Source organism: Bartonella sp. MR100HLJHH, assembly GCF_042194215.1.
In the GTDB taxonomy this organism is placed as follows: domain Bacteria; phylum Pseudomonadota; class Alphaproteobacteria; order Rhizobiales; family Rhizobiaceae; genus Bartonella; species Bartonella grahamii.
Map to the genome: position 1 here is coordinate 121,392 of NZ_JBHIMR010000002.1, position 25,217 is coordinate 146,608.

Annotated in this window: 28 protein-coding genes and 2 pseudogenes; 12 read left to right on the forward strand and 18 right to left on the reverse strand. The window is 39.8% G+C overall.

The window, feature by feature from the left end; genetic code table 11:
• Positions 1-129 precede the first annotated feature (129 nt).
• The 10 genes and pseudogenes from ACFIJ7_RS01725 to ACFIJ7_RS01770 all read left to right on the forward strand — a co-directional run bounded on the left by ACFIJ7_RS01725 (position 130) and on the right by ACFIJ7_RS01770 (position 10,317).
• On the forward strand, positions 130-1,314 hold the full coding sequence (locus tag ACFIJ7_RS01725) for a hypothetical protein (RefSeq protein WP_375644458.1): 1,185 nt from the start codon (positions 130-132) through the stop codon (positions 1,312-1,314).
• Positions 1,315-1,332: 18 nt separating this feature from the next.
• On the forward strand, positions 1,333-2,820 hold the full coding sequence (gene tilS, locus ACFIJ7_RS01730; protein ID WP_375644459.1) for a tRNA lysidine(34) synthetase TilS: 1,488 nt from the start codon (positions 1,333-1,335) through the stop codon (positions 2,818-2,820).
• Between the two features lie 114 nt (positions 2,821-2,934).
• On the forward strand, positions 2,935-5,085 hold the full coding sequence (ftsH, locus tag ACFIJ7_RS01735; protein ID WP_375644460.1) for an ATP-dependent zinc metalloprotease FtsH: 2,151 nt from the start codon (positions 2,935-2,937) through the stop codon (positions 5,083-5,085).
• 547 nt (positions 5,086-5,632) lie between these two features.
• Positions 5,633-7,006: a phosphoglucosamine mutase gene (gene glmM / locus ACFIJ7_RS01740; RefSeq protein ID WP_375635540.1), complete on the forward strand. Its 1,374-nt coding sequence runs from the start codon at positions 5,633-5,635 to the stop codon at positions 7,004-7,006.
• Positions 7,007-7,287: 281 nt separating this feature from the next.
• Entirely contained in the window at positions 7,288-7,461 is a 174-nt protein-coding gene (locus ACFIJ7_RS01745; RefSeq protein WP_375644461.1) for a hypothetical protein, read from the forward strand.
• Between the two features lie 310 nt (positions 7,462-7,771).
• Positions 7,772-7,882, forward strand: a pseudogene (locus tag ACFIJ7_RS01750) (type II toxin-antitoxin system RelE/ParE family toxin); the annotation flags it as partial.
• Positions 7,883-7,898: 16 nt separating this feature from the next.
• Positions 7,899-8,170, forward strand: a pseudogene (locus ACFIJ7_RS01755) (HigA family addiction module antitoxin).
• 167 nt (positions 8,171-8,337) lie between these two features.
• Entirely contained in the window at positions 8,338-8,526 is a 189-nt protein-coding gene (locus ACFIJ7_RS01760; protein WP_375629692.1) for an antitoxin VbhA family protein, read from the forward strand.
• 204 nt (positions 8,527-8,730) lie between these two features.
• The gene (locus tag ACFIJ7_RS01765) at positions 8,731-10,032 is read left to right on the forward strand and encodes a Fic/DOC family protein (protein ID WP_375644462.1); all 1,302 of its coding nucleotides are present in this window, start codon (positions 8,731-8,733) and stop codon (positions 10,030-10,032) included.
• 165 nt (positions 10,033-10,197) lie between these two features.
• Positions 10,198-10,317, forward strand: coding sequence for a hypothetical protein (locus ACFIJ7_RS01770; protein WP_375644463.1), 120 nt, complete (start codon positions 10,198-10,200; stop codon positions 10,315-10,317).
• A gap of 837 nt (positions 10,318-11,154) precedes the next feature.
• Here ACFIJ7_RS01770 and virB11 read toward each other — a convergent pair.
• The 16 genes from virB11 to ACFIJ7_RS01850 form a co-directional block, all read right to left on the reverse strand.
• Complete coding sequence (gene virB11 / locus ACFIJ7_RS01775) at positions 11,155-12,207, reverse strand: P-type DNA transfer ATPase VirB11 (protein ID WP_375644464.1); 1,053 nt, start codon at positions 12,205-12,207, stop codon at positions 11,155-11,157.
• A gap of 17 nt (positions 12,208-12,224) precedes the next feature.
• The gene (virB10, locus tag ACFIJ7_RS01780; protein ID WP_375644465.1) at positions 12,225-13,397 is read right to left on the reverse strand and encodes a type IV secretion system protein VirB10; all 1,173 of its coding nucleotides are present in this window, start codon (positions 13,395-13,397) and stop codon (positions 12,225-12,227) included.
• 27 nt (positions 13,398-13,424) lie between these two features.
• On the reverse strand, positions 13,425-14,279 hold the full coding sequence (virB9, locus tag ACFIJ7_RS01785; protein ID WP_375644466.1) for a P-type conjugative transfer protein VirB9: 855 nt from the start codon (positions 14,277-14,279) through the stop codon (positions 13,425-13,427).
• A gap of 2 nt (positions 14,280-14,281) precedes the next feature.
• A complete protein-coding gene (locus tag ACFIJ7_RS01790) occupies positions 14,282-14,953 on the reverse strand; it encodes a virB8 family protein (RefSeq protein ID WP_375644467.1) in 672 nt (223 codons plus the stop codon).
• Positions 14,950-15,237, reverse strand: a complete 288-nt coding sequence (locus tag ACFIJ7_RS01795; protein ID WP_375644468.1) for a type IV secretion protein VblB7 — start codon at positions 15,235-15,237, stop codon at positions 14,950-14,952. The genes ACFIJ7_RS01790 and ACFIJ7_RS01795 overlap by 4 nt, the downstream gene beginning before the upstream one ends.
• Positions 15,238-15,243: 6 nt before the next feature.
• Positions 15,244-16,179 carry a type IV secretion system protein gene (locus ACFIJ7_RS01800; RefSeq protein ID WP_375644469.1) on the reverse strand — a complete coding sequence of 312 codons (936 nt, stop codon included), beginning with the start codon at positions 16,177-16,179 and terminating at the stop codon, positions 15,244-15,246.
• Between the two features lie 26 nt (positions 16,180-16,205).
• A complete protein-coding gene (locus ACFIJ7_RS01805; RefSeq protein ID WP_375644470.1) occupies positions 16,206-16,568 on the reverse strand; it encodes an EexN family lipoprotein in 363 nt (120 codons plus the stop codon).
• A gap of 311 nt (positions 16,569-16,879) precedes the next feature.
• Complete coding sequence (locus ACFIJ7_RS01810; RefSeq protein ID WP_375635551.1) at positions 16,880-17,179, reverse strand: EexN family lipoprotein; 300 nt, start codon at positions 17,177-17,179, stop codon at positions 16,880-16,882.
• Positions 17,180-17,462: 283 nt separating this feature from the next.
• Entirely contained in the window at positions 17,463-17,867 is a 405-nt protein-coding gene (locus ACFIJ7_RS01815; protein WP_375644471.1) for an EexN family lipoprotein, read from the reverse strand.
• 2 nt (positions 17,868-17,869) lie between these two features.
• Positions 17,870-18,262 (reverse strand): EexN family lipoprotein, encoded by a 393-nt coding sequence (locus ACFIJ7_RS01820; RefSeq protein WP_375644472.1) that lies wholly within the window; start codon positions 18,260-18,262, stop codon positions 17,870-17,872.
• A gap of 2 nt (positions 18,263-18,264) precedes the next feature.
• Complete coding sequence (locus ACFIJ7_RS01825; RefSeq protein WP_375644473.1) at positions 18,265-18,639, reverse strand: EexN family lipoprotein; 375 nt, start codon at positions 18,637-18,639, stop codon at positions 18,265-18,267.
• Complete coding sequence (locus ACFIJ7_RS01830) at positions 18,639-18,905, reverse strand: EexN family lipoprotein (RefSeq protein ID WP_375644474.1); 267 nt, start codon at positions 18,903-18,905, stop codon at positions 18,639-18,641. Before ACFIJ7_RS01830 ends, ACFIJ7_RS01825 begins: the two co-directional genes overlap by 1 nt.
• A gap of 24 nt (positions 18,906-18,929) precedes the next feature.
• Positions 18,930-19,706 carry a type IV secretion system protein gene (locus tag ACFIJ7_RS01835; protein ID WP_375644475.1) on the reverse strand — a complete coding sequence of 259 codons (777 nt, stop codon included), beginning with the start codon at positions 19,704-19,706 and terminating at the stop codon, positions 18,930-18,932.
• A complete protein-coding gene (locus ACFIJ7_RS01840; RefSeq protein WP_375644476.1) occupies positions 19,703-22,063 on the reverse strand; it encodes a VirB4 family type IV secretion/conjugal transfer ATPase in 2,361 nt (786 codons plus the stop codon). Before ACFIJ7_RS01840 ends, ACFIJ7_RS01835 begins: the two co-directional genes overlap by 4 nt.
• Positions 22,063-22,386, reverse strand: a complete 324-nt coding sequence (locus ACFIJ7_RS01845) for a type IV secretion system protein VirB3 (RefSeq protein ID WP_375644477.1) — start codon at positions 22,384-22,386, stop codon at positions 22,063-22,065. The genes ACFIJ7_RS01840 and ACFIJ7_RS01845 overlap by 1 nt, the downstream gene beginning before the upstream one ends.
• Positions 22,387-22,413: 27 nt before the next feature.
• Positions 22,414-22,764, reverse strand: a complete 351-nt coding sequence (locus tag ACFIJ7_RS01850; RefSeq protein ID WP_375635557.1) for a TrbC/VirB2 family protein — start codon at positions 22,762-22,764, stop codon at positions 22,414-22,416.
• A 157-nt stretch (positions 22,765-22,921) separates the two neighbouring features.
• Between ACFIJ7_RS01850 and ACFIJ7_RS01855 the strand changes: the two genes are divergently transcribed.
• The gene (locus ACFIJ7_RS01855) at positions 22,922-23,650 is read left to right on the forward strand and encodes a nuclease (RefSeq protein ID WP_375644478.1); all 729 of its coding nucleotides are present in this window, start codon (positions 22,922-22,924) and stop codon (positions 23,648-23,650) included.
• A gap of 151 nt (positions 23,651-23,801) precedes the next feature.
• Positions 23,802-24,209: a hypothetical protein gene (locus tag ACFIJ7_RS01860; RefSeq protein WP_375635559.1), complete on the forward strand. Its 408-nt coding sequence runs from the start codon at positions 23,802-23,804 to the stop codon at positions 24,207-24,209.
• 19 nt (positions 24,210-24,228) lie between these two features.
• Here ACFIJ7_RS01860 and ACFIJ7_RS01865 read toward each other — a convergent pair whose 3' ends face one another.
• Both ACFIJ7_RS01865 and ACFIJ7_RS01870 read right to left on the reverse strand, forming a co-directional pair.
• Positions 24,229-24,672: a hypothetical protein gene (locus tag ACFIJ7_RS01865; RefSeq protein ID WP_375635560.1), complete on the reverse strand. Its 444-nt coding sequence runs from the start codon at positions 24,670-24,672 to the stop codon at positions 24,229-24,231.
• A gap of 3 nt (positions 24,673-24,675) precedes the next feature.
• The gene (locus ACFIJ7_RS01870) at positions 24,676-25,005 is read right to left on the reverse strand and encodes a YqjD family protein (RefSeq protein ID WP_273787730.1); all 330 of its coding nucleotides are present in this window, start codon (positions 25,003-25,005) and stop codon (positions 24,676-24,678) included.
• Positions 25,006-25,217 lie beyond the last annotated feature (212 nt).

Consider the following 25,217-nt stretch of genomic DNA (forward strand, 5'->3'; position numbering starts at 1 on the left):
AAGAAAGCACCTGAAGCAGCTGATAAAGCAGCATCTAGCGCGGAGGAAAAAGCCACTGACACTGTTAATAAGGCTATCGATGCAGTGAAGAAAGCACCTGAAGCAGCTGATAAAGCAGCATCTGATGTGGTGGAAAAAGCCACTGACACTGTTAATAAGGCTATTGATGCAGTGAAGAAAGCACCTGAAGCAGCTGATAAAGCAGCATCTAGCGCGGAGGAAAAAGCCACTGACACTGTTAATAAGGCTATCGATGCAGTGAAGAAAGCACCTGAAGCAGCTGATAAAGCAGCATCTGATGTGGTGGAAAAAGCCACTGACACTGTTAATAAGGCTATCGATGCAGTGAAGAAAGCACCTGAAGCAGCTGATAAAGCAGCATCTGATGTGGTGGAAAAAGCCACTGACACTGTTAATAAGGCTATCGATGCAGTGAAGAAAGCACCTGAAGCAGCTGATAAAGCAGCATCTGATGTGGTGGAAAAAGCCACTGACACTGTTAATAAGGCTATTGATGCAGTGAAGAAAGCACCTGAAGCAGCTGATAAAGCAGCATCTAGCGCGGAGGAAAAAGCCACTAGTGTTGTGGAGCACCAAGGGATTATTTTAGAGAATCAGCAGGCTTTATTTAAAGATTATGATTTAGATAAGCTTTTGCATAAGATACGAATGGTGCTTGAGCATAACAATCTAAAAAATGTTAACAAGCAGTTTCATGGGCTTTTTGATAAAAAATCCCCGTCCGTTTATTCTTGCTCTTTTGAAAAGTCCGCTGTGGATGAAAAATCTCAGACTGTAAAAAAAGAGATGGAGCAGGAACATAGTACAGGTGATCAGACAAAGGTTGCTGCTGTGGAAGCTAAGGTGGAGAGCCATGATCATGAAAACAGTCACCATTTTAACAAAGTGCATGAAGTAAGTGCTCCAATTGAAGCACATCAGAGTGACAATCTTTCTTCTTCTAAAGCTTTGTATAAGGAAGGGTATGATTTTATTCGTTCTGCCAACTATGTTGATGCTGAAAAAAGCTTTTGCGCTTTTCAAAATCGTTACAAAAAAGATTCTTTGAGTGATGATGCTTTATTTTGGTTGGCTGAATCTTTGTTGGGACAAAAACGCTATCATGAAGCAGCGCAAGTTTATCTTACCGCATGGTATGCAGATAAAAAGAAGCTCTATACCTCCGAGATTTTGCTGAAATTAGCAAGAAGTATGATCGCTCTTGAGCCAAATAAAGACGATTGTGCTCATTTTTTGAAAAAATCAAAACATCAAAAAACATTAGAGTCTATTTTTTGTAAACCTGCAAAATAAATAGCGAGGTTGTTTTCGGTGTGCGTTAGACTGGCAAGAAATCTCTTTAAAACATCGGATTTTATTCAGTGTCAGAAGTTGATTCTTGCCGTCTCAGGGGGAAGTGATTCTTTGGCTTTGATGTTTTTGGTCAAAGAGCATTTGGAAACTCTCTCAGTTCCTCCAGAAATGATTGTTGTCACGGTTGATCATCAATTGCGTAAAGAATCAACGCGTGAAGTAGAAACTGTTGCGAAAATTTGTCGAGTCCATCACATTAAACATATTGCTGTGCGGTGGGAAGGTGAAAAACCAAAGACGCATATTGCTTCCAGTGCTCGTGTTGCACGCTATGATCTCTTGGTTAAAGAAGCACAAAAACAAGGCGCATCAGTTATTATGACGGGCCATACACTCAATGATCAGGTTGAAACCTATCAAATGCGGTATCAACGTCTCCAAAAAAATAGAGGTGCGTTGCACGGTGAAGTTGGTGCCATGCGTGATGAGGTTTATTCCAGTGGTTTTGCCGGTGTTTTGCGCGGTGAAGCCGAAGGTATACATGATGAGGATCATGCCAGAGAAACGGGAAAAAATATTGCCGAAAAAAACTATGGTCCCCTATATGAGCGTGGTTTATCCTGTATTCCGCGTGAGGCGTTGTTGCATAGAAAAGTGCGTTTGATTCGGCCGCTCCTTGGTGTAAAACGCCAAACATTACGGAATTATTTACGCTTACAAGGACAAACATGGATTGATGATCCAACCAATGAAGATTGCAATTTTGAACGTGTGCGCGTACGTCAATCTCTTCATCCTGAAAAATTGGCTTATATTGCTCAAAAAATAAATGAAGCCGCATTGCAGCGTCGTCAACAAGCGAAAAATATTGCTGATTTGATCTTAGCGCTGGATATTACTGTTAAACATGGGCGTTGTTTCATAGCAAAGCCTGCGCTATTTTTACAGAAACATTCCAGTTTTCCTTTTGTGGTGGGGCTCTTTGCGGTGTTGATGGGAGGGGGATTTTATTTGCTTCCCAATCAAAAATTAAGCATGCTTGTTCAAAAACTCTGTCTCGATTCTCCAGAAAAGAAGCGTTTTACTTATGCGGGCTCTGTTATTGAATATAACAAGTACGGAATTTCTTTGTGGCGTGAAGGGCGGAATATGAAAGAGGCTATCGTTGAGCCAGATAAAACTTTTATATGGGATGGGCGCTATCAGATCACAAATCATGGATCTGAGGCTATAAAGATTGGAGCCGCAAATTTAGAACAGCTGAAATTTTTATTGAAAAATAGCGATTTTGAGCTTGAAAAGCCTCATTTTCCCTCTTTACAATCGCTGCTGATGATCTCAAATCACAAAGGGTATGATATTCCAGAGTTGATTTCTCAAGCAGTTGTTCATAAACATGTTATAATCAAGCGGATTATGGCACCTTTCGATTGGCTTTCTTCACGAGAAGATGCTGCTGTGGTAAATATTGTGGAACCTTTTTTTAATATTGAGGTGAAAAGATAAAGGAAAATTACGTTAAAAGAAAATAAACAGCTTCTCATCCCTTGGCAAGGGGCTGACAAGGTTATATGTTAAGGGGAACTGTTTGAAATCTATATTTGATTAAGTGGGCTGAATATGAATTCCAATTACCGCTCTCTCCTCATTTGGGGAGTTATTGCCTTCATTTTGATTGTGTCGTTTTCTCTCTTTAATGGAGATAGTCAGCGTTCTGGTGGTGGAGAAGTCTCCTATTCTGAATTTTTGCAAAAAGTTGAGAATAATGAGTTGAAATCTGTGACCATTCAAGGTCAAAAATTAACAGGACAAACCATTGAACATAGAGCTATTTCAACCTATGCTCCTCGTGATCCAGGTTTGATACAAAAATTGGAAAGCAAAAACGTTAATGTTAAAGCTATTCCTGAAAGCTCTGGAAATAGCATTTTCCTCAATCTTCTCTTTTCCTTATTGCCTGTTATTATTATCGTGGGGGCGTGGGTCTTTTTTATGCGGCAAATGCAAAATGGATCACGCGGTGCAATGGGATTTGGGAAATCAAAAGCGAGATTGCTTAATGAAGCGCAAGGACGTGTTACCTTTAAAGATGTTGCTGGCGTTGAAGAAGCAAAGCAAGATCTTCAAGAAATTGTTGAATTTTTACGTGAACCACAAAAATTTCAACGCTTAGGGGGGCGTATTCCACGCGGTGTTTTGCTTGTTGGTCCTCCAGGAACCGGTAAAACTTTGCTAGCACGTTCTGTGGCAGGTGAAGCTAATGTGCCATTCTTTACCATTTCAGGGTCTGATTTTGTTGAAATGTTTGTTGGTGTTGGGGCGAGCCGTGTGCGCGATATGTTCGAACAGGCTAAAAAAAACGCACCTTGCATTATCTTTATCGATGAAATCGATGCTGTTGGACGTCATCGGGGGGCTGGACTTGGTGGTGGAAACGATGAACGTGAACAGACCTTAAATCAGTTGCTTGTCGAAATGGATGGGTTTGAGCCCAATGAAAGTATTATTCTTATTGCTGCAACAAACCGTCCCGATGTGCTTGATCCCGCGTTGTTAAGACCAGGGCGTTTCGACCGACAAGTTGTTGTGCCAAATCCTGATGTTTCTGGGCGTGAACAAATCTTGAAAGTGCATGTGCGCAACGTGCCTTTAGCACCTAACGTTGACTTAAAAATTTTGGCAAGGGGAACACCAGGATTTTCCGGTGCGGACCTGATGAATTTGGTAAATGAAGCTGCTCTTATGGCTGCGAGCCGTAATAAAAGAGTTGTCACGATGCAAGAATTCGAAGATGCCAAAGATAAGGTGATGATGGGGGCTGAACGTCGTTCAACCGCTATGACACAAGAGGAAAAGGAACTCACTGCTTATCACGAAGCAGGACATGCTATTGTGGCTCTTAATGTGCCGGTTGCTGATCCTGTCCACAAAGCAACAATCGTTCCAAGGGGAAGAGCATTGGGAATGGTGATGCAATTGCCTGAAGGTGACCGCTATTCCATGAGTTATCGATGGATGATTTCTCGTTTGGCCATTATGATGGGTGGACGTGTGGCTGAAGAATTAAAGTTTGGAAAGGAAAATATCACATCCGGTGCTTCTTCTGATATTGAGCAAGCAACTAAATTGGCGCGCGCAATGATCACACGGTGGGGATTTTCTGATCTGCTTGGAAATGTAGCTTATGGCGATAACCAAGATGAAGTCTTTTTGGGTCATTCTGTTGCGCGAACACAAAATGTCTCTGAAGAAACAGCGCGCATGATTGATATGGAAGTGCGTAAGCTTATTGATGATGCCTATAAAAATGCGACTAACATTTTGAAAACAAAAAGAAAAGAATGGTTTGCTTTGGCACAAGGTTTGCTGGAATATGAGACTTTAACGGGAGCTGAAATTAACGAAGTTATTGCAGGAAAGCCTCCTTCACGCACACAGAAAGATGAGGGTGCTGCGCCACGGGGATCTTCTGTTCCAAAAACTGGAAAAATGAAGACAGAGACAACAGTGGTAGATGAAAAAGATGCTGAAGCAGCCCCTCATAAAGCAGAGACCGATAAAGGCAAGGCAGGTAAAGCAGAGGAAGCTGTTGGGAAAAAAACAGCAAAATCCGGTAATGTTGAGCTTAAGGAGGCTCAGTCTAAAGAAGTGCAATCGGATGAGACTGAGAAAAAAGCGCAAAGCACAAAAGGTACCACAAAATCAGTCAACCGCTCTAAAAGTAATGCTGAAAAGAAGTCCAGTACTGCGGGAGATGATAAAGAAAAATAAGAACTGTTTAATAACGCTTGAGTAACGATGTTTTAGGAAAATTTCTAAATTCTTTGAGAAAGGCGCAAGCAAAGCTTGCGCCTTTAATGTAATATTTGCAAAAATATGGAAGCAAAAAATTAAGCAAAGCTGTTGTATGATGACAGTTTTAGCAGGCTATAAGGCGAGGTGGTATTTTCCTTTACGGATTTAGCAAGGTGTGAGGCTAGGCGATAGATTTCCTTGCGGATTTGGTAAGGTTTGAGGTTAGGTGCTGGGTTTCTTTACGGATTTAGCAAATGTGTGAGATTATCCTTTGGTTGTGTTCAAGAGATGTGTAAAGCATTTTGAGGAGATAATATTGCTTGTATGTGTGAGGGTGTAAACATAATTGGTTGAGAGGGGTTTAGATGTGTAGATGGTGAATAGGGTTCTTGATTGTCTAAATGCATGAAGGTTTAGACCAATGATCTGATTTTATATGGGGAGGGGGCCTATTGTACCAAGGGGGCTTGTTAGGGTTTTAAAGAAAAGCCAAGGGAAGAGTTATATATTAAAGGAAAGAGGCATGGTGCAAAAATATTTTGGTACAGATGGAATTCGGGGGAAAGCCAATTCATTTCCTATGACACCCGATTTTGCCATGAAGGTGGGGATGGCTGTAGGGGTTTTATTTCGCTCACAACATCAATCGCGTCGTGTGGTGATTGGCAAGGATACACGATTATCTGGCTATATGTTGGAAAATGCTTTGGTTTCAGGGTTGACTGCTGCGGGGATGGAAGCTTTTTTATTGGGGCCAGTGCCAACACCTGCTGTTGCAATGCTTTGCCGCTCTTTGCGAGCGGATCTTGGGGTGATGATTTCTGCTTCTCATAATCCGTTCTATGATAATGGAATTAAACTTTTTGGTCCTGATGGTTTTAAACTTTCAGATGATATGGAAGCGAAAATTGAACAATTGATCGATACAGATCTTTCAAAGTCTTTAGCAAGTTCTTCTGAAATTGGTTATGCAAAACGGGTTGAGGGGGATATTTATCGTTATATTGAATATGCTAAACGAACTTTGCCGCGTGATGTTCGCTTAGATGCTTTGCGTATTGTTGTGGATTGTGCCAATGGAGCTGCTTATAAAGCTGCTCCCCGTGCTTTATGGGAATTGGGGGCTGAGGTTTTTGCTATTCATGATGAGCCTAATGGTACCAATATTAATCAAAAATGTGGATCAACCGATTTAAGCTCTTTAAAACGAAAAGTGCATGAAGTGCGTGCTGATGTGGGGATTGCTCTTGATGGAGATGGAGATCGTGTTCTCATTGTTGATGAAAAAGCACAAACGGTTGATGGAGATCAGTTGATTGCTGTAATTGCTGAAAATTGGCATAAAATGGGACGATTACGGTGCAATGGTGTTGTCACAACGATTATGTCAAATCTTGGACTGGAGCGTTTCTTGAACAGTAAAGGGTTGCACCTTGTAAGGACAAATGTTGGAGATCGTTATGTTGTCGACGCCATGCGCCAAAAGGGATATAATGTTGGTGGTGAGGCTTCTGGGCATATCGTGCTTAGTGATTTTGGTACAACGGGTGATGGTTTGGTGGCTGCATTGCAGATTTTAGCCTGTATGAAAGAAAGTCAAAGCCCTATGAGCCAATTGTGTAAACGGTTTGAACCTGTACCGCAAATTTTAAAAAATGTAACGATTAAAAATAAAAATGTACTGAAAAAAAATCCAGTCAAAGCGGCAATCGATAAAGCAACGCAACAATTGGGAAAAGAGGCACGGCTGGTGATCCGCGCTTCTGGAACTGAGCCGCTTATCCGCCTTATGGCTGAAGGCGATGCACGAGAAGTATTGGACACGGTCGTGACAGAGTTGATGGATGTTATTATCCATCATGATGTACGCATGGGTACTGCACTTGAGGAATCTTGAATTTTTTGAGAAAATTATCAGATCATCTTTTGATAAAGCTCTTATTGTAATGCGCGATTTTGGCAATTACAAAAGGTATGGTAGCTATGTTAGTGATGTAATAACGGTAATTGATACTCTATTTACTAATAAATTAAATAAAAAAGAGAAAAATCGAGTTCTCATAAATATAACGCGTAGAGTGTTCTATAGTTCGTAAGATATTAAAACCATGCCTTCTTTTGCTTGTTCGTAAACTAGTTATTATTTTAACAGAGTTTAGAGTAGGGGGGAGTTTATTATTGTTATTCATTCTTTTTACTGGATATACAGCGGGTGCAGCGCCCTATGAACATCAAACAGCAATGGTCATTGGTTATATCATCTTGATGTTTCTAAGCGCAGCTGCCAATTGGGGATATGATGCGCTCCTATTACGTTTAGCTCCCCCTAATTATGAACGTATACTTTTCTAATAATGAGTAGAATAATTAGAAAGAGATGAGAATGATCAATTTTTTCACGACAGTTCTAATGTTTATAAAGTAAAAAAAGCCCTGTGATGTAAAAATAATGAACATTTTTTGTATCTTGGAGGGTTACACTCTATATTAATTTATGCTTTTAAGATTTAAACATAAAAGGATTGAAGCCTGCTATAATACTGGTACGACTAAAGGGTTTAGAACTGCCCATGCTCAAAAATTAAAGCGTATTCTAGGTGCCTTTGAAGTTGCTATATCGCCAAATGATTTCAATTTTCCGTCTTTTTGATTACATCTACTAAAGGGCGTTCTCAAAGGTTATTGGTCAGTTACCGTAAATGGAAATTGTCGCGTAATATTTCGCTTTGATGGCATAGATGTCGAAATGGTTGATTATCTGGATTATCATTAAAAAGGAGATCCAAACAATGATGAAGAATCCTTCACATCCCGGTGAATTATTGCGTGAAGATGTGATCAAAGAGCTTGGTTTATCCGTTAATGAAGCAGCAGAGCGGCTTGGTATTCTCGAGTGGCACTTTCTAGAGTTTTAAATGGAAAAGCCGCTATGAGTGCTAATCTTGCTATTAGGCTTGAAATGTCTGGTGTAAGCACAGCACGTGCTTGGCTTGCTATGCAAACAAATTATGATTTATCAAAAAAAATCCTTAACAACAGTCTCATGATCAAGATTGCATAAAAGAGTATCAAACGGCGGTTAAGTTTTTGCAACAGAGACATGTGGAAGAGCAAAATAATGCGATAGCGCGTACAAAATCAAAAGATGTGAACACGGTAAGATAAGGATAAAATCTTGTTTCTGTAGTCTGTTTGGCTATAATAAATATAAGCAAAGGAGGGTTTTATATGTTGAGTGAAGAGGAAATTAAGCGACGTCGCTTTGCTGCTAAAAATGCATTGGCAAGCCAACGTTTAGAGGGATTAGAGCCAGATCCGCTGGTTGTTGCGCAAATGGAGCGTGTTATTATTGGAGAGCTCGAAACAAGTGATGTCATCAAAGATTTGTTGGAACGGGTAAAACGTGGAGAAGTATAAGGGAAGCGGTGATCCTTATACTGATCTTGAAACTGGTGTGATGTATAATCGGCTTGGTATTAAAGACAAAGCCACACTGCAGCGCGTAGGATCTACGATTTCTTATGTAAAATCTTTCGAATTTGTACATACTCCTATTCGTGGTGAGTTTGATCTGGGTTACATGAAACAGATCCATAGAAGACTGTTTGGTGACATATATGAATGGGCGCGGGACAAGTTCGTTTAGTGGATATTGCCAAAGGCAATAGTATGTTTGCTAGTTATAATCAGATTGAAAGTTATGCACTGAAGATTACACAAAAGCTTGCAAAAGAACAGTATTTGTGTGGTCTTGGCGCTTATGACTTTAGCCAAAGGGCTGGGTATTACATGGGCGAGTTGAATGTATTGCATCCGTTTCGAGAGGGGAATGGGCGTACTCAGCGTGAATTTATGGTGCAACTGGCTCGTGAAGCTGGTTACCATATCAACTGGAAGGGTATTGAGCGACAAGAAATGACACGTGCGTCAATTGAAGCACATTTTGGTAATTCAGAATATCTGTCTGCACTCATCTATAAGAACCTTACCAAGTTTACAGAAAATAAAAGGGATGATGTTTCTCAAGGTATTGGCAAAAATATTGCTTTTGGCGTTGATCTTAATAAAGAGTGCTTGGAACAACAAAAAGAGAAGATTGAAACTCCTTGGGATAGAGAAAAGATAAGTTTTGCTAAACGTCAAAAAGAAGAACTTGAACAATTACAAAATGATTTGAATGTTGTTGCAAAAGCAACAGAACGAGAGCCATACCTTGCGGCTTATACGGATAACTCTAATCTAGAACAGAAGGTGCTAAGCGCCCTTAGAAATAAAAAATCTTACATTGATATGTTTAAAAAATTAAACAGTCGTTTAGCATTTATTTATAAAGATCCACAAGAGGCTGCGCTTAGGATTGAGCAAACGATTTTAGCAGGGAAAGGCGATAAACTCTCTGATATTTTGGATAGGGCACCTGATAGAGCGGGCGAATTGCGTGGATCAGATCGTTTAATCGATAAACTCAAATCTACAGGAAAAGAACGTAAAACCGCGCTTTACAATGTTCCTCTTGCTGTTTCTACTATGAGAGCGCTTCAATCCTTTTATAAGAATTCTTATGAGACACATATGGATAGTGTTACACGGGAGCGTGAACAGTTAAAAGTTGAAGTCCCCTCACTTTCACAAGAAGCAGTGACTTTTATGAAAAATGTTGAAGCTGGTTGTGATAGTTATTCAAAGATACCAGAGCAGGTTAATCAAGAGTTTTTAAAGCTGCAAAGTGTTTTAGATAAACGTTTTGGACATGATGCCATTCATAAATATGGTTTTGATTTATCAAAAGTGATCCCCAAAGAACAGTCTTATAATAAAGAACGCATAAAAGAGCTTCAAATGGTTGTTAAATTTTTGCAACAGAGACAACAGGAGAAAATCAACGCAATAGCGCGTGCAAGATCAAGAGATGTGATACGGTGAGGGCAAGGATAAGTCTTATGCTGTATAAGCCCTATTAAACCATACGGTAAAAGAGAGGTAATCAAAGGAGGTTTAATGTGGGTGTGACAAAAGATGTTATACGATCCCGCATAGATAAGACGTTAAAAAGAAGCTCATGAAATATTAGCAAGTTTAGGACTTACGGTGTCTGATTTTATCCGTATTGTTTTGATAAAAGTTGTTTATGAAAAGGGATTGCCGTTTGATATGTATATTCCTTATGCGGAAACGCTTAAAACTTTTGAGAAAAGTGACAAGGGTTAAGAGATATGTATTGCTAAAGATAAGAAAGATTTGTTTCGTCATTTGGTTATTTGATATTTCTGATCATTCACTTCAAATTAGCTTTTAATTTACATCATTATCGTTATGGGTGTTTCCGTATATTGAATGATGTACGCAAACTGTGATTGAAATGGCAGCTTATTGAATTTCTGCAAAAGAAGAAGGCCTATCGCTTGAAGAATTATTTGATATTGTTTCTTTTATTGCTACTCATTCAGATGCTGGTGATCTTGTGGAAGGTACGAGAGGAAGCTAGGGAATATCAGGTTTAAAAGCATAAGGGTAAAAGAGGGGGGATATAGGGTTATATCCTTTTGGGGTGGTCAAAATATTCCTGTGTTGATTGAAGATGTTTACAGTTAATCATCTTGAGGCAATTTGGCAAAATCAGAGAGGAATGCGTTGAAGAAAATTTTTATACTGCGCCTTGATGAATATCGAAAAGAATAATAATGGATAAGACAAATAAAGCAGGATCTGGTATATTAAAAGGTGTTTGTGAAGCTCTTGTCTGAAGCTAAAGGTGAAGTGGATGTCACTAAATTTTGTATCGATATTCCTGCAAATGTTGATGTCAAAAAAAATCAGAAAAGATATTGGGTTATAGATATCATTTTCGGCACGTTGTGGTTTTTGTGTGGGGCGCATTCGTGATTGGGAATGGGGATGATATTTTTACTTCTTTTTGCTTTCGATTATTGAAAATGAATCTGAAGCTATGGTGGTAATTTAGTACGCGATGATATCCGTCGCTTATAATCGTGTTTTTAAGAAAGCTCTATTGGTATAAAAGGGGTGTGAGGGTTGCGTTTTTTTTTAAAAAGCATCACGGCGTTTGAAGGGGTCGTAATAGATTTCTGTTACACGAAATTTTCCTTCGAGGCGTTTACATTGGATGATGACATCTATCATCGAGATTAATAAGCCGCGGATATCATCGCGTGCTAAATTACCACCACCGTCACTTTCTTTGACTAAAAGGGTCATTTGTTCGAAGGCTGCAAGTGCTGTTGAGGCGTGGACGGTGGTAATGGAGCCGGGGTGACCAGAGTTGACATTACGGATGTAGTAAAAGGCTGTACCATCACGCAGCTCTTGTAGAAGGATTCTGTCGGGGCGCATGCGTAAGCCAGATTCAAGCAGTTCTTTTGCACCTGCTTTTGCTAAGCCTTGGTTATCTTTTGAATAAAAAAGTTGGACTTTGTTGGCGTGCGGAACGACAAGTTCTGGCGTGTCTTCAATGGTGAGAATTCGTTCATAGTCAGGGATTTTTGCAATCAAAGCTTTGGAGAGGGTTGTTTTACCAGAACCGGTTTTGCCCGATATTAAGATATTTTGTTGTGTAATAACGGCTCTTTCTAAAAAGTTGCAAAAGTCTTTGGCGATAAAGAGATCTGTTAGCTCTTTGTCTGTGTCAGAGAGTTCGGATAATCGTTCTGTCATTTGTTGCGTGGGTGTGAAACTGGTGTTTTGGGCAACAGAAAACAGATTGTTTTCATGTAAACTTTCAAGAGAAAAAGTGCGTGATGAAGGTTTACGAATGGTCATGCTAATGGTATTGGCTGCAACTGCTGGAGGCATAACAATTTGTATGCGTTCGTTGTTGGGCAGTGTTGCGGAGAGAACGGGATTTTCTACACTAATTTTTTGTGTTGTGTAGGCAGCAACAACTTTTGCAATCCCTTCTAGTTCGCTGTAGGTTAGCTCTTTTAAGATGTGGGTTTGCCAACCATTGGGACCCTCAACGATTACTTCGCCAGGGCGATTGATGACAATTTCAAATAAATTGTCATCATTGAGGAAGTCATCTAAGATCTTTAATTTTGTTAAAACGATGGAGGCGCGTTCTGCATTTTTTGCTGATGGCATAATGTGACTTTATTGGCTTAATGAAAAAAGGAATAGCTGGGAGTAGAGCGGTTTCTTTTGCTCTTTACGACTAGTTTATAGACAGAGGAAAAATCGAGATCTTTTGCTACGAAAATGTTGACCAGTTCGCCTTGAAATTTTTCTAAGGTAGGAGGGATATTGATTTGATTTTCAAGGGCAATACTGGCGGCATCTTTTCCAGTGTTGTTTGCGCCTTCAAAACCGCCGCCTCCAGAGTTGTTTGAACCTTCTTTATTGGAATTGCCTACTATTTTATTTGTTAGGGCGGTTGTGGCACCATCAATAACGGTCAACAAAAGGGAAGAGCCAAAGCGTTCCCACCAATGGGTGTTGATGTTGCCATCAAAACCGGCTCTGCCTAAACTGTCGGTTGCGGGTGAGGCAAGGTCGATGATGACACCGGTTGGGGTTTTTGCTCTTGTCCAGAGCACAAAGAGGCGAGATTGACCTTGTTTTATCCCTCCGCGGTATTCGCCAATCACTTGGGTTCCTTTATCAAGCAAAACAACGCGCCCATTGTCAGAGAGGATATCACGGTTGATGATGCAGCTTGCAAAGCCTGGTTGCTCACTGTTTAATGCAGTTTCTAAGATACAGGGGATAGAGGTTCCCATGGCGATGATAAAGTTTCTATTGCCGATGAGTTTTGCTTTTGTTTCTTCTGTTTTGGTAGGCTTTAAGAGGGTCGCAAAATTTTGTGTGTCTTGAAGGGCAGGAGAATTTTGCGCATTTGCGAGATTTTCGAGGGCATGGAGTTTGTCAAAGGGGTTGAGAGTCGTGTTGACAATGTCTTTTAATTGAGATTTAGAACCTTTGGCAAAAGCTAAAACAGGGGCGCGTCTTGCGGCATCAAGTAGTGGGTCATCTTTTTTGGGTTCTTGTGCGAGTGGTTGTGGGGGTGGTAAGGTTATTGGCGCTATGTTGGCACGCGGGTCAGAGGGCGCGAGCTCTAAAGGGGCGAGGGAATTGTGAAAGTTTTGTGCTTGTTTTTTATGAGCTTTTGCGGTGTCTTTTTGTTCTGTGGGGGTGGCTAAGATGTTCCAGAGCACATAGCCGCAGATTCCTATACAGGCTATTGCGACAACTATTTTTTTGCCGGCGCTTTTGGCGCTATTGTTTTTGCCATCCCCAATAGATCCTCGATCTTCGATGATTGGTTTATCACTCATAAGTTGTCCCCTTCAATTCCCGCTTATTTAAAGATCTGATGCAATTTTACGTTCAACAGATGGTGAGGTTGTTCCGGTATTTGGATTTGTGCCTTTTGGTTGATAGGCTTCGTTAAAGACGCATAGGACGTTTCTTCCCTGTCTTAGGGTGAAGCGCGCGCTAATGGCATGGACAATAACCATGTTGCCTCTTGTGGTTTTTGGAACCAGCGATTCTGTACCGTCATTGTTGATAATATAAATGGCAGGGATTTCTTGGTTGTCGGGAAATGTAAATGTTGTTGTTTTGCCATTGTCATAAACGGAGGCGGGTTCGAGCGTGCTTGATCCTTGAGCGGTGTAAGCCCAATTGCGTGGTCCGTAGGTTTCATAAGCGTTGAAGACACTATCAATACGCTGGGCTTGTTTTTTTTCTTGTCGCATAAGGGCTGCGAGTCTTCTTTGTTCTGCTTCTTCTTGTGGGTAGCGAAATTTCACAAGGAAATATGTTTCTTGTCCAGATGAAATTTCCCCATCTTTGATCATGAGTTCAAATTGATAGGAGCGCTTTGAGCCATCAAGCTTTGTGGTGACGACTTGGAGATTGGTAATGGGTTGGACTTCTCGGGCTTTAAGGAAAAGAATATTGCCAGCGGGAGCGACTTCCCATGCAACGCTGTTGCCAATTGCCACATGGGCAATTTCTTCATTGGGAGAAAATTCTATTTGTACCGATGAGCGTATAGAGCCAATAATTTTTGTGACATTATAGGCATCATAGTTGATAAAGCGAATGCGGCTATCGCTTGGCGCACGGGTGGGAAAAATACTGGCATGGCTCAAGGCTATAGGAGAAAGGGTAATAGCGATGTTAAGAATGAGAAAAAGAATTTTTTTTGTCATGATCAGTTGACCACTTCCGGATCGGTTCTATATTCACTAACAATAAACCCTAGAGGATTTATCAAACGGTTTTGGACAGAGATAGGGGCATTGATGTATTCAAAGGTAAGTGTTGCAACCCAGTGGGTGACGAATTCTCTGTTGTTTTCGTTGTCATGAATGGTTCTGTAGTAACGCACTTGGGCAACATCGTCATTGATAAAGGAGATTGATTTTATTGTTATTGTAACGGCGGCGTTTTTATAGAGAATTTGAGGACTTTGGGGATTTCTTGCTCCATACCAGCTGGCAAATCTTTCCTGTTCTTCAGAAGAAGAGAGGAGAGAGACGGTTTGGAAGTTGTGTTGTGTTTCTTCTGTGGTGAAGCCTTCACGGGAGCGGACATATTTTGCAGCAAAGTAGCGTGTGATTGCTTCGTCGACATTGGTGGGACCTTCTTTTAAGGCTTCCACAACTTCGACAATGCCGGTTGAATTGTCCACACGGATGACAAAAGGTTCCACGGTTTTAAGGGGTGTGAGGGTGATGACCGCGAGAGAAGACATTATTGCAACAGCAACCGCGATGCCGGCAATGGCAAGCGAGACGCGGGTGGTGCGGCGTGAGGCGAGCATGCGATCTTGATCAAACGAGCGTGCTTCAGCAATGTATTGTTCTATGTCTTTTTCTTTCATGCTTTTTGCCCGCAATTTTTGTAAGATTTGATTTCTTCATCCGTTAATTTTTGTGCCAGAAGCGTTTCCAGCTTCCCTTCTTTTAGGGGTGAAGGGGTGTTGTTACTGATGATAATGGGCGTGGGCGTGGGTTTTTTCCCTTCCCAATTCCACATTGATCTGTTGAGTGGACGTTTAGAATATCCATCACACTTTGGGAGTGACTTCAGTGTGTTTGGTGAAGACACACAGCCACTGAGAAAGAGAAATGGTAAGATGACCCCAATTTTTTTAAATTCCCGCATTTGAACTTAGACCTTTTTTAATAGTGATGCTAGTTTTTTAACGCCCTTCGTTATCGTGTTGGCTGTTGCTTTAGCAGCTTTACCTGTTAGTTGAGCCGTTGTTTTAGCGACTGGTCCTGATCCTGTAAGAGAAGCCCCCCCAGAGGCTAAAGCTGATGCGATATCAGGGAGTCTGAGGAAAAGAAAAATACCACCAATACCAACAACCAAGAATTGAATTAAAGTAGTGAAGATATTGTCAATACCTCTTGAAAAAACGTTCATTGAAATGTTAACATATAAACCACCAAGCAGCACGACTAACACATATAAAATGATGAAGTTTGCAACTTGCCCTAACCATGCTTCTGTGAATTTTCTGGTTGAGGAAAATATATAGAGGCTTATGAAGAGTGGTCCTATTGATAGGACAAGAAATGATCCCAGTTTAGCAAATAATGAAACAACAAAACCGACTAGACAAAAAAAGGCAGCAACTACTAGGCAGATAAAACCAGCAATCCATGTCGCAATAAACATCCCCATTTGAGTCAGACCTGTGTACTGGTTTGCTGCGTCCAAAACCTGTGCTCCAGCTTGGTTCATCATATTGTCCCATACATTTCGATCCACATGTGCTCCTTGTGTGACATTTGAAATGGCATTTGGCAGATCATGGAAAAATATACCACTGACCCACTCATTATAAAGAGCAGCGTTTGTGGCAAGTGAAACAACGATGCCGAGTTTGAAAGTTGTCACTATAAATTCCCATAAGGGCATGGAAGAGCGCCCATAGATGATATTGTAGCCCATAAATATAATGTAAATTGTACAAGACAGCTTAAGCGGAGCACCTAAGCTTGATGAGAGATTGTGAATGATTTCATTCATTGTCTTTGTAATGGGATTCATCAACATATCATCTATGTCAGTAAATACGCCTTTGGTTACTATTGCCATTTAGATGCTCCGTTATTTATCGTGTCTTAATGGTTATTTTGTTGTTGTTCAGCTTCTCTTTTAGCGCGTTCTCTTGCTTCTCGTTTAGCTCTCATTTTTTCAATCCAAGCGTCTTGTTCAGCTTTCAATTTTTCCATTGATTTGCGATTTTCTTCTTCAATTTTACGACTTCTTTCTGCTGCTTTTGCTTCATACTCTTTCTGAAGTTCTAAAAATGCTAACCGCATGTTTTCACAATTTTTTGAAGTTCCTGCAAATCCACATTTCGCATCCCATTCTAGGCGTAATTTTTCATCTTTTTTAAATTCTGCGACGCTATAGGTTTTTTCACATCCAGCAGCGATAATTCCAGTGCAAAGCAGCAATGTTGTTATGAGAACTTTATTCATAGATATTCCCCTTTTTCCTTTCAGTTTTTGAGGTTTGAGCACAATTTTTAAATTATGCTAGGTTATCGGTTTTTATAACCAGTGATGATAAATCTAGGGCAGCGACATAATGTTGCCATAAATCTATTGTATAGTCTGTAAGGTTCTTTAAGTTGAGCAGCTAAAGCGCAATAGATGTTATCCATTGTTTTTGTAATGGGATCCGTTAACATATTGTCTATCTTAGTAAATATATCATACGCTGCCATTGTCTTTCCTCCGCTCCTTATCATATGGGGTTCGTGTTCCATACGGAGTCAAATTTTTATGATTTAATTACTGTCCTCTTTCTTTTCAGATTGTTCTTTCATTTTTTTCTTATCGTCATTTTTACGATATTTATTTAGATAGTTTTGAAAGGATTCTTCACGAAGTTCGTCTAGTGCTTTTCCTAAGTTTTCACAATTTTGAGGAGATTCTGTTTTAGAAGGCTTTTTCCACATACATTTAGGTGTCCACTCATTACGTAATTTTTCGTCTTTTTTAAATTCTGCTACGCTGTAGGTTTTTTCACATCCAGCCGTGATGAGCCCTGTGCAAAGTAGCAATGTTGTTATGAGAACTTTATTCATAGATATTTCCCCTTCTTTCTTTCAGTTTTACAAGGTTTGAGCACAATTTTTAAATTATGCTAGGTTATCGGTTTTTTATAACCAGTGATGATAAATCTAGGGCAGCGACATAATGTTGCCATAAATCTATTGTATAGTCTGTAAGGTTCTTTAAGTTGAGCAGCTAAAGCGCAATAGATGTTATCCATTGTTTTTGTAATGGGATTCATTAACATATTGTCGATATAAGAAAATACGCCTTTGGTTACTATTGCCATTGAGATGCTCCGCTCTTCATTGTGTCTTAATGGTTATTTTGTTGTTCTTCTGCCGTGCGCTCTTTTGCTCTTCGTTCTTCCTCAGCACGTCGCTTTGCTTCTTGTTCAGCTAATTTTTTTTTAGTGTTAGCTTCCATTTTTTTAAGTCTGGCTCTCATTTCAGCTATATCTTCTTCTTCTCTTTTACGATTTTCTTCTGCAATTTTACGACTTCTTTCTGCTGCTTTTGCTTCATACTCTTTCTGAAGTTCTAAAAATGCTAACCGCATGTTTTCACAATTTTTTGAAGTTCCTGCAAATCCACATTTCGCATCCCACTCTAGGCGTAATTTTTCATCTTTTTTAAATTCTGCAACGCTATAGGTTTTTTCACATCCAGCTGTGATGAGCCCTGTGCAAAGTAGCAATGTTGTTATGAGAACTTTATTCATGATTAATGGGTGTCCTGTTGTTGTTTAGCTTTAGCGCGCTCTTCTGCTTTTCGTTCTTTCTCTTGTTGTTCAGCTTGCCTTCTTTCATATTCAGCTTGATTTCTTTGAATCTCCTCTCTCAATCTAATTCTGGTTTTTTCAAATGCTTTATCAAGGTTCTCTTGAGCTTTACGAGCTCTTTCTTCAGCTTTCGCTTCATATTCCTTTTCAAGTTCAAGTTGTGCTAATCTTAGGTTTTCACAATTTTTGGCAGTTCCTGCGAATCCACATTTAGCATTCCACTCTTCCATCAATTTTTTATCTTTTTTAAATTCTGCGACGCTATAAGTTTTTTCACAGCCAGCTGTGATGAGCCCTGTGCAAAGTAGCAATGTTGTTATGAGAACTTTATTCATGATTAATGACTGTCCTGTTGTTGTTTAGCACGCTCTTCTGCTTCTCGTTCGGCTTGTTCTTTTGCTTTTTGTTCAGCTCGGAATTTTTCATTCTCAGCTCTCATTTTTTCAATCCAAGCTTTTTGTTTAGCTTTAAATTCTTCATCTAGTTTGCGATTATGTTCTTCAGCTTTTTTCCGGCGTTCCTTTTCAAGTTCTAAAGCTGCTACTCTTAGGTTTTCACAATTTTTTGAAGTTCCTGCAAATCCACATCTTGCTCCCCATTCTTCCATCAATTTTTTATCTTTTTTAAATTCTGCGACGCTATAGGTTTTTTCACAACCAGCTGTGATGAGCCCTGTGCAAAGTAGCAATGTTGTTATGAGAACTTTATTCATTATTTATTGTCCTGTTTCTTTTCAGATTCTTGTTTATCGTCATTTGTCGAGCCAAAGCCTCTCCATTTTTTACGGGTTTCAAATTCAGCTTGCTCTGCATTTTTACAATTTTTCGAATTCAAATCCCCTGACGTCAAACATTTCACTAATACTTCTTCCATCAGTTTTTTATTTTTTTTAAGTTCTTCTACGCTGTAGGTTTTTTCACAACCAGTCGTGATCAGCCCTGTGCAAAGTAGCAATGTTGTTATGATGATCTTGTTCATATTCAAGCCCCTCTTTTTTACTCTTTATTGACCACGCATTTTTTGGGCCAAAGCTTTGGTTCGTGCTTTAAATTCTTCTATTTCACGTCTTTCTGCAGCTTTTTCTTCTGCTTGTTGAATCATCATGGCAGCTTGCATTTGTAGTATTTTTGCTTGGAGGTCTGCTTGTACCGCTGCTAATTGTGCTTGAATGCCTTGAATTTTACCCGCATCTTCAGTACTTCCAAGTTCGTCAAGGAGCTTGGTAATATTTTTTTGTGTTTCACTGGCTTCTTCGTAGACGTCTTGTCCTTTGGCTGCTTGTCCTACTACGCGCTGTTCAGCTTTTTTCACTTCTTGTGCGTAAAAAGCATCTACTGCCTCTTTTGAGTCTGCGCCCCCCGCGGGCTCTTTGTATTTAAGTTCTTCTTGCCATTTTTGCGTGTTTTTGCTGCCGCCACCGCCACCGCCACCGCCACCGCCGCTGCCCATCGATTGTTGAAAGTGGTTAAAATCTGAAGGAAGGGCGCCACTGCTCCCTTGCTTGTTAAACATGTCTTTCAATCCCGAGATGTCAGGCTTGACATTCAAGGAGTTATATAATTGTTTCGCTTGATCGAGTTGGCTCTTTAATTGCTCAAGCTGTTGTGCACCTTGTTGAACTTGCTGTTTTGCTTTATCAACTTGTTGCTTCAATTGTTCAAGTTGCTTTCCCCCTTGCGTAAAAGATTGTAAATCGAATGTAGGCATTTGTGCAAAGGCATTTGTTTGAAAGCCAAATGAAGCTGCGCAAAGAGCTGTTGCCAATAAAAGTTTTTTCATTGTTTTGACCTTTCTTGAAAAATAGGAAGCCATTTTTCTGGAGATTGTCCAACTTCATCCATAATGGTCTCTAGGAGTTCAATATTCTTGGTGGTGCCACTTAAAATGGCTATTTCATCATCAAAGCCGCGTAAATTCAGTTCTGCTACAACTGAACTTTGCCCTTGTTTGATGAGAAAACGCCGTGACTCACGGCTTAATTCTGATTGTATCAGGTTAAATTCTCTGTCCGATAATTTAAAACCTTCTACATAATCCCCATGATTGCCCTTTTGATTAGGAAAATAAATCTGTGTGGGGCATTGCTCTATAATGGTGTGAGCAATGGTCGAATTGATCGCATCTTTGGGAGATTGTGTCGCAAACAACATCAAACCATTTTGTTTACGAATAGTTTTCAGCCTGTCTTGCGCAAAGGCTTTAAAGGAATCATCCTCTAAGGCTTTCCAAAACTCATCAATGACAATGATAATACGACGTCCATCAATCAGAGACAAAATCCTATGAAAAAGATACATCATTAAAGGTGGACGAATTTCATCATTGTCTAAAAAATCCGTCATGTCATAACCAATAAATTTTGCATCAATGCCAATGTCGTCATCAGGATTGTCAAAAACCCACCCTAAGGCATTGCCTTTACACCATCTTTCTAAACGACCCGATATCCCCTCCCTATGCGTGGTGTCAAAAAACATTTGTAAGGCGGAGATCGTCCGTTGTTCTTTTGGCAACAAGGCAAGCTGCTCAACAGCCGCCGTAATGTCTTGTCTTTCTGATTCACTGATCTTTTGATCTTCAGAAGAAACAAGCTTTATAATCCATTGGCGTAAAAAAACTCTATCTGCTGGATTGTTATAGTCTAAGCCTTTTAGCGGTGCTATGCCTGTCGGTCTACCATTCTTCAAGGGCATATAAGTGCCGCCACCCGCTCTGACAAAAAGTTCTGCACCCCGATCTTTGTCAAAAAAGACCATATTGGGATCATGCTTTTGAAGTTGTGCTAAAAGAAAATTGACAATAACCGTTTTCCCAGAACCAGAGGGACCACAAACAAACGTATTGCCTAAATCACCAAAGTGAAAGTTAAAATAAAACGGTGAACCAGCAGAGGTTTTCATCAAGGCTACTGCTGGTCCCCACACATTGCCATCTATTTTTCCAACCGGAAAAGAATGAAAAGGAGAAAGCGCTGCATAATTGCGGCTTGTTATTGCACCAGAGCGGGTGCGATAAGCATAATTGCCAGGCAATTGTGCCCACCAAGCCGCCGCTAACCCTAAATCTTCCCGCGCAATCACAGCTCCACCATCTGTAAGACGAGAACGCGCTTTGGCAAGATTATCCGCTAACTCTTGCGGCGTATCAGCAAAAACTGCCAATGATAAATGATGCTCCCCTAAAACAAAACGATTGGATTCAAGATCATCAAGCGCATCATCTAGCTCCATAATTTGTGAGCCCGCACGGTCTCCTGCATTGACCATTTGGTTTTGTTTGCGCCCCATAATCTGCTTGGCAATGTTTTTGCTCTTGAAAACAAAAGATTGGGTGAAAATAAACTCAAAGGGAAGCGTGAGCAAACCATCCGCCATGCCTACCCTGGTTTTTGCTGGATATTCTTTCCAACCAAACATGCCCGCAAACCGTTGTTCCGCCTCATAGCGTATTTCTATGATCTCTTTCCCAAAAATGAGACGGTCTGAATAAACAGTTGAAGCTATCGTCCCCCATGTGAGGGGGATACGTTCACGACGACCTCCCACCAATTGGTGGATAAACTCACTTTGCTGCGAATAAATATTACCTTCATGTTCATAAAGGCTCAGTCTTTTTGCACCATAGCGCTCTAAATTTTGAATAAGATCTGTTGTAATATCTTCAAGCTTGCGAACGGACTCTGCATCAACTTCTGTCTTTTCTTGCTTGGCTTTGCCTAAACGTTTGAAAAACTCCACTAATTTATCCGTTTGATCAACGTGTGGATTCCACAAAATTGAAAGATAAAGATCATTGCGATAAAGTTCCTGTGAAACCATCCGCTCGCGATATTTATCATCTAATTGCTTGGCAAATGCCGATCTGAAAGTCCCATCCGGATAAACAGTTTCACGCTTTCTGATAATATGGCTATAAAGCGCTATCCGTTCATCCGCTATGTTTTTAAACAGATTATTGAGCTGTTCGTGAAGCACATTCAGATCAATAATATCCGCTGTCTCAAAGTTAATCCCTTCAAGTTTAATAACGCTCATGAGAGCGCGTGAATCCAGCGCAATGATGTGTTTATTGACATGGCGCACGTAAGGAATGATCGCCTCTGGCTGCTTTTCACGTTTGCGCTCTGTTCTATTCATTATAATTCCTCATAATTACGAATTAATCGTAATGGAGAAATACTTCCCCCACCCCATAGACTCGAATTTCTGGCAAAAATAGATGTCTTTTGCCATGTCAGAAGAATACGAAATTTGTTATGGTCATGCTTTAGGATTTCCTTGAATATGAAATGCGTCGTCACACCAAAGGTGATAAGAAAAATATTGCCTGTCATAATGAACAACATCATCGTTCCTATCGCATTTAAGCCCATAGCTTCCACCGTCACGCCCGCAATCATTGCAGGGCGTGTACAAGCAAGAAATAACGTATCTTCTGTTAGCTTGTCGTGCTCTTTCATGGCTTTGAAAGGCTAGAGTCAAGCGAATTAAGACATAAACATTGATGCGATTTGTGGTGCACCAAAAACAATGCCGATGCCAACACAAACAAAGAAAGCTTTACGCATTTCAACATAACCAGCAATCCATGCAAGCCCAATACCAGCAACCGCAATGGTTGCAATCGATTTTGCAATGTTTCCTGTTAAAGCTTTGACTAATTTATCAAGAGCAGTTTCAACTTTTCCAAAGTCACCTGCGGCAAATGCTGGCTCACTCAGTGCGATGAAGGCAATAAACAGCATCAATGCTGCTGTTAACCATTTCTTTTGTGTGTTGGATAGAGTAGTTTTTGGTAAGGTATGTTCATTAATGAACAAATTATTCATGTTTTTCATGAAAATTTCCCCGCTTTATGTTTAAGTTGATAATAAGATTAATATTCAAAATATTAATCAGGAATTATATAAATGAAAAAATAAATTTTTCTATCGATAAATTAACAATATTTAATCTTTTCTTAATTAATAAACAAAAAATATACTAATATTCAAAATGATACTTTTAAAATATCTTAAAGCATCGCCTAAATATATTGTCTTAATTTATATTATTATTTTGGGATACTTTTATTTCAGTCAACATACTGAAAAACTTATGCAATCTTCTTTTTTTAAAGTGCCAGAAAAGACAATAGAAAACCTTGTTCAAAAGCCGAAGTCACAATTGATAGATTATGCAAACCAACAAAATGTGATGTTACATCCAGAACCACTCGCATCACAATTTTATGAAGAAAATGTGCCGGTTTATTCAGGTGCTATACAGGTTACAAGTGGTGTGACCTTTAAAATGATTACGCTTGTGGATGATGGATGGAGAAAAAAGATTATCCGTGATATCCGCTTATATGGTGTGGAAAGCTGTGAAATGAGGCAATTTGCTTCACGCAATGGAGTTAAGTGGCCGTGCGGTGCTTTTGTTACTGCGTGGCTTGTCTCAAAAACAATCGATAAAAAGGTTACTTGTCGGCAAGCACGTGTCATTCAACAGGTTCATTATGCACAATGTTTTGTGGATGGGGTTGATCTGGCACGTTTGGGGCTTGCAGAAGGGTTAATGGTGTTAACAAAAGATCAGCATAATTTTCCATCTCCAGCAGACTATAAAACTCTACAATCTGCTGCTCAAAAAGCACAAAATGGCTTATGGTCGAGCAAATTTCAACAACCAGAAGATTGGCGAAGAGATCACGGGAGCTATAATCCTATTGACCATTATTGATAAAACGTCCTCTCAAGCGCTATTTAAAAATCAAGACAATATTCCACTACGAACTTTATCAGAAAAAAGTTAATCATAGTCCACACAGTCCTTGGTGGACAACTCTCTTCAGTAAAAATTGTTGTGTTTAAAGCTCGTGTATGCATATAGGTTGCTTACTACAGCGCTATGTAAGAGCGCGTTTCCTTCCCCTAAACAGAATAGTCATTGTAACAAACATGAGTGTTCAGAAAAATATGAACACATTCAAATAGATGACGTGACCTTCGGTCATGAAAAAAAGGCTTATGAAAAAATAGAGAAAAGCAGAAACGAACTATCTCTATCTTCAAAAAATACTACATTGCTTCAAATCAAACCAGAATTTTTAATGCAAGCATTGCCTCATGTTGCTATGTTCATGAAACATGGATTGCAATCTGAAAGAGATTTAATCGGATCCATGGAATTTTTAGCGAAAATGAAAGGGATTTCCTTTCAGGCACTTGAAGAAGCTAAAGAGACTATAAGAAAAGATGTGCTTTCTTTTGCTATAAAAGAAAGCACATTGGGGGATTAGAGTGACAGCTTTACATATTTTACTTTGAAAAGCGGTCTTTTTTACCTTTTTTCCACAAAAAATAAGTTACAAGTCCCAGAATGGGAACTCTCAATTTGGCAAAAGGGAAATGTTGACTGAGAGCTGCAAGGCTGGAAACGGTTGCATCTGTCATTAGTTTTTGGCGTTGTTCTTCTGTCTTTTTTTGTTGGTCATAGCGTTGATAAGCCTTGAAAACCCGACTGATGATAAGACCTAATCCTGCAAGAGAAAGACAAATTAAAAACATGATACTCGCAGCGGCAAGAGGCTTCATAACAGAACATAACGCAATAAAAACGATGATACATAAAAAAAGCAAAGACATGAAGAATGAAATGCCAATAAACCCATAGCAAATTGCTTGAAGGCGTACTTGCTTGACAGTGCTTTTAAGCCCTCCACCGACAAGATGGTTTAAAAGAGGAGCGATAAACTTATGCATTGCTTAACGACGCAGTAATTGAGAAAGAATAAAACCAACCCCTGCGGCAAACAAAACGCTTTTGCCAGGATTTTTGCGAACGCATTGATTCATGGTTTGTTCAAGATCACTGATTTTGTCTTTTGCTTGAGACATCATGTCTTCACCACTTTCTTTCGCTGAATGATATAGTTTTTCCGCTTTGTCTTTGGCGGCGTTAAATTTGTTTGCACCAAGATCTGTCAGGGTTGAGGTAATCCCTGAAATTTCAGTGCGTAACTTTTCTAATTGTCCTTGTAGGTCTTTTTCTTCTACGGCTGTTTTATTGTGCTGTGTTGTTTTGTTCTGAGCCATGATATTCTTTCCCTCTCTTGATTTATTATATTTGTATTGGTGTGTTCATAGTGATCATTTGCATTGGAGTGAAAATTTTCACTGGTTGAGTAACGCCAAAAGTTTTTTTTGGTTCCTTTCATTTTGTCGAATTTAAAACTGTTTTTGATAAAATAAATCTTTCCTATGCGATAGGCAATACCCGTAAAGGATTGCATCCGTTGAAAATTGTC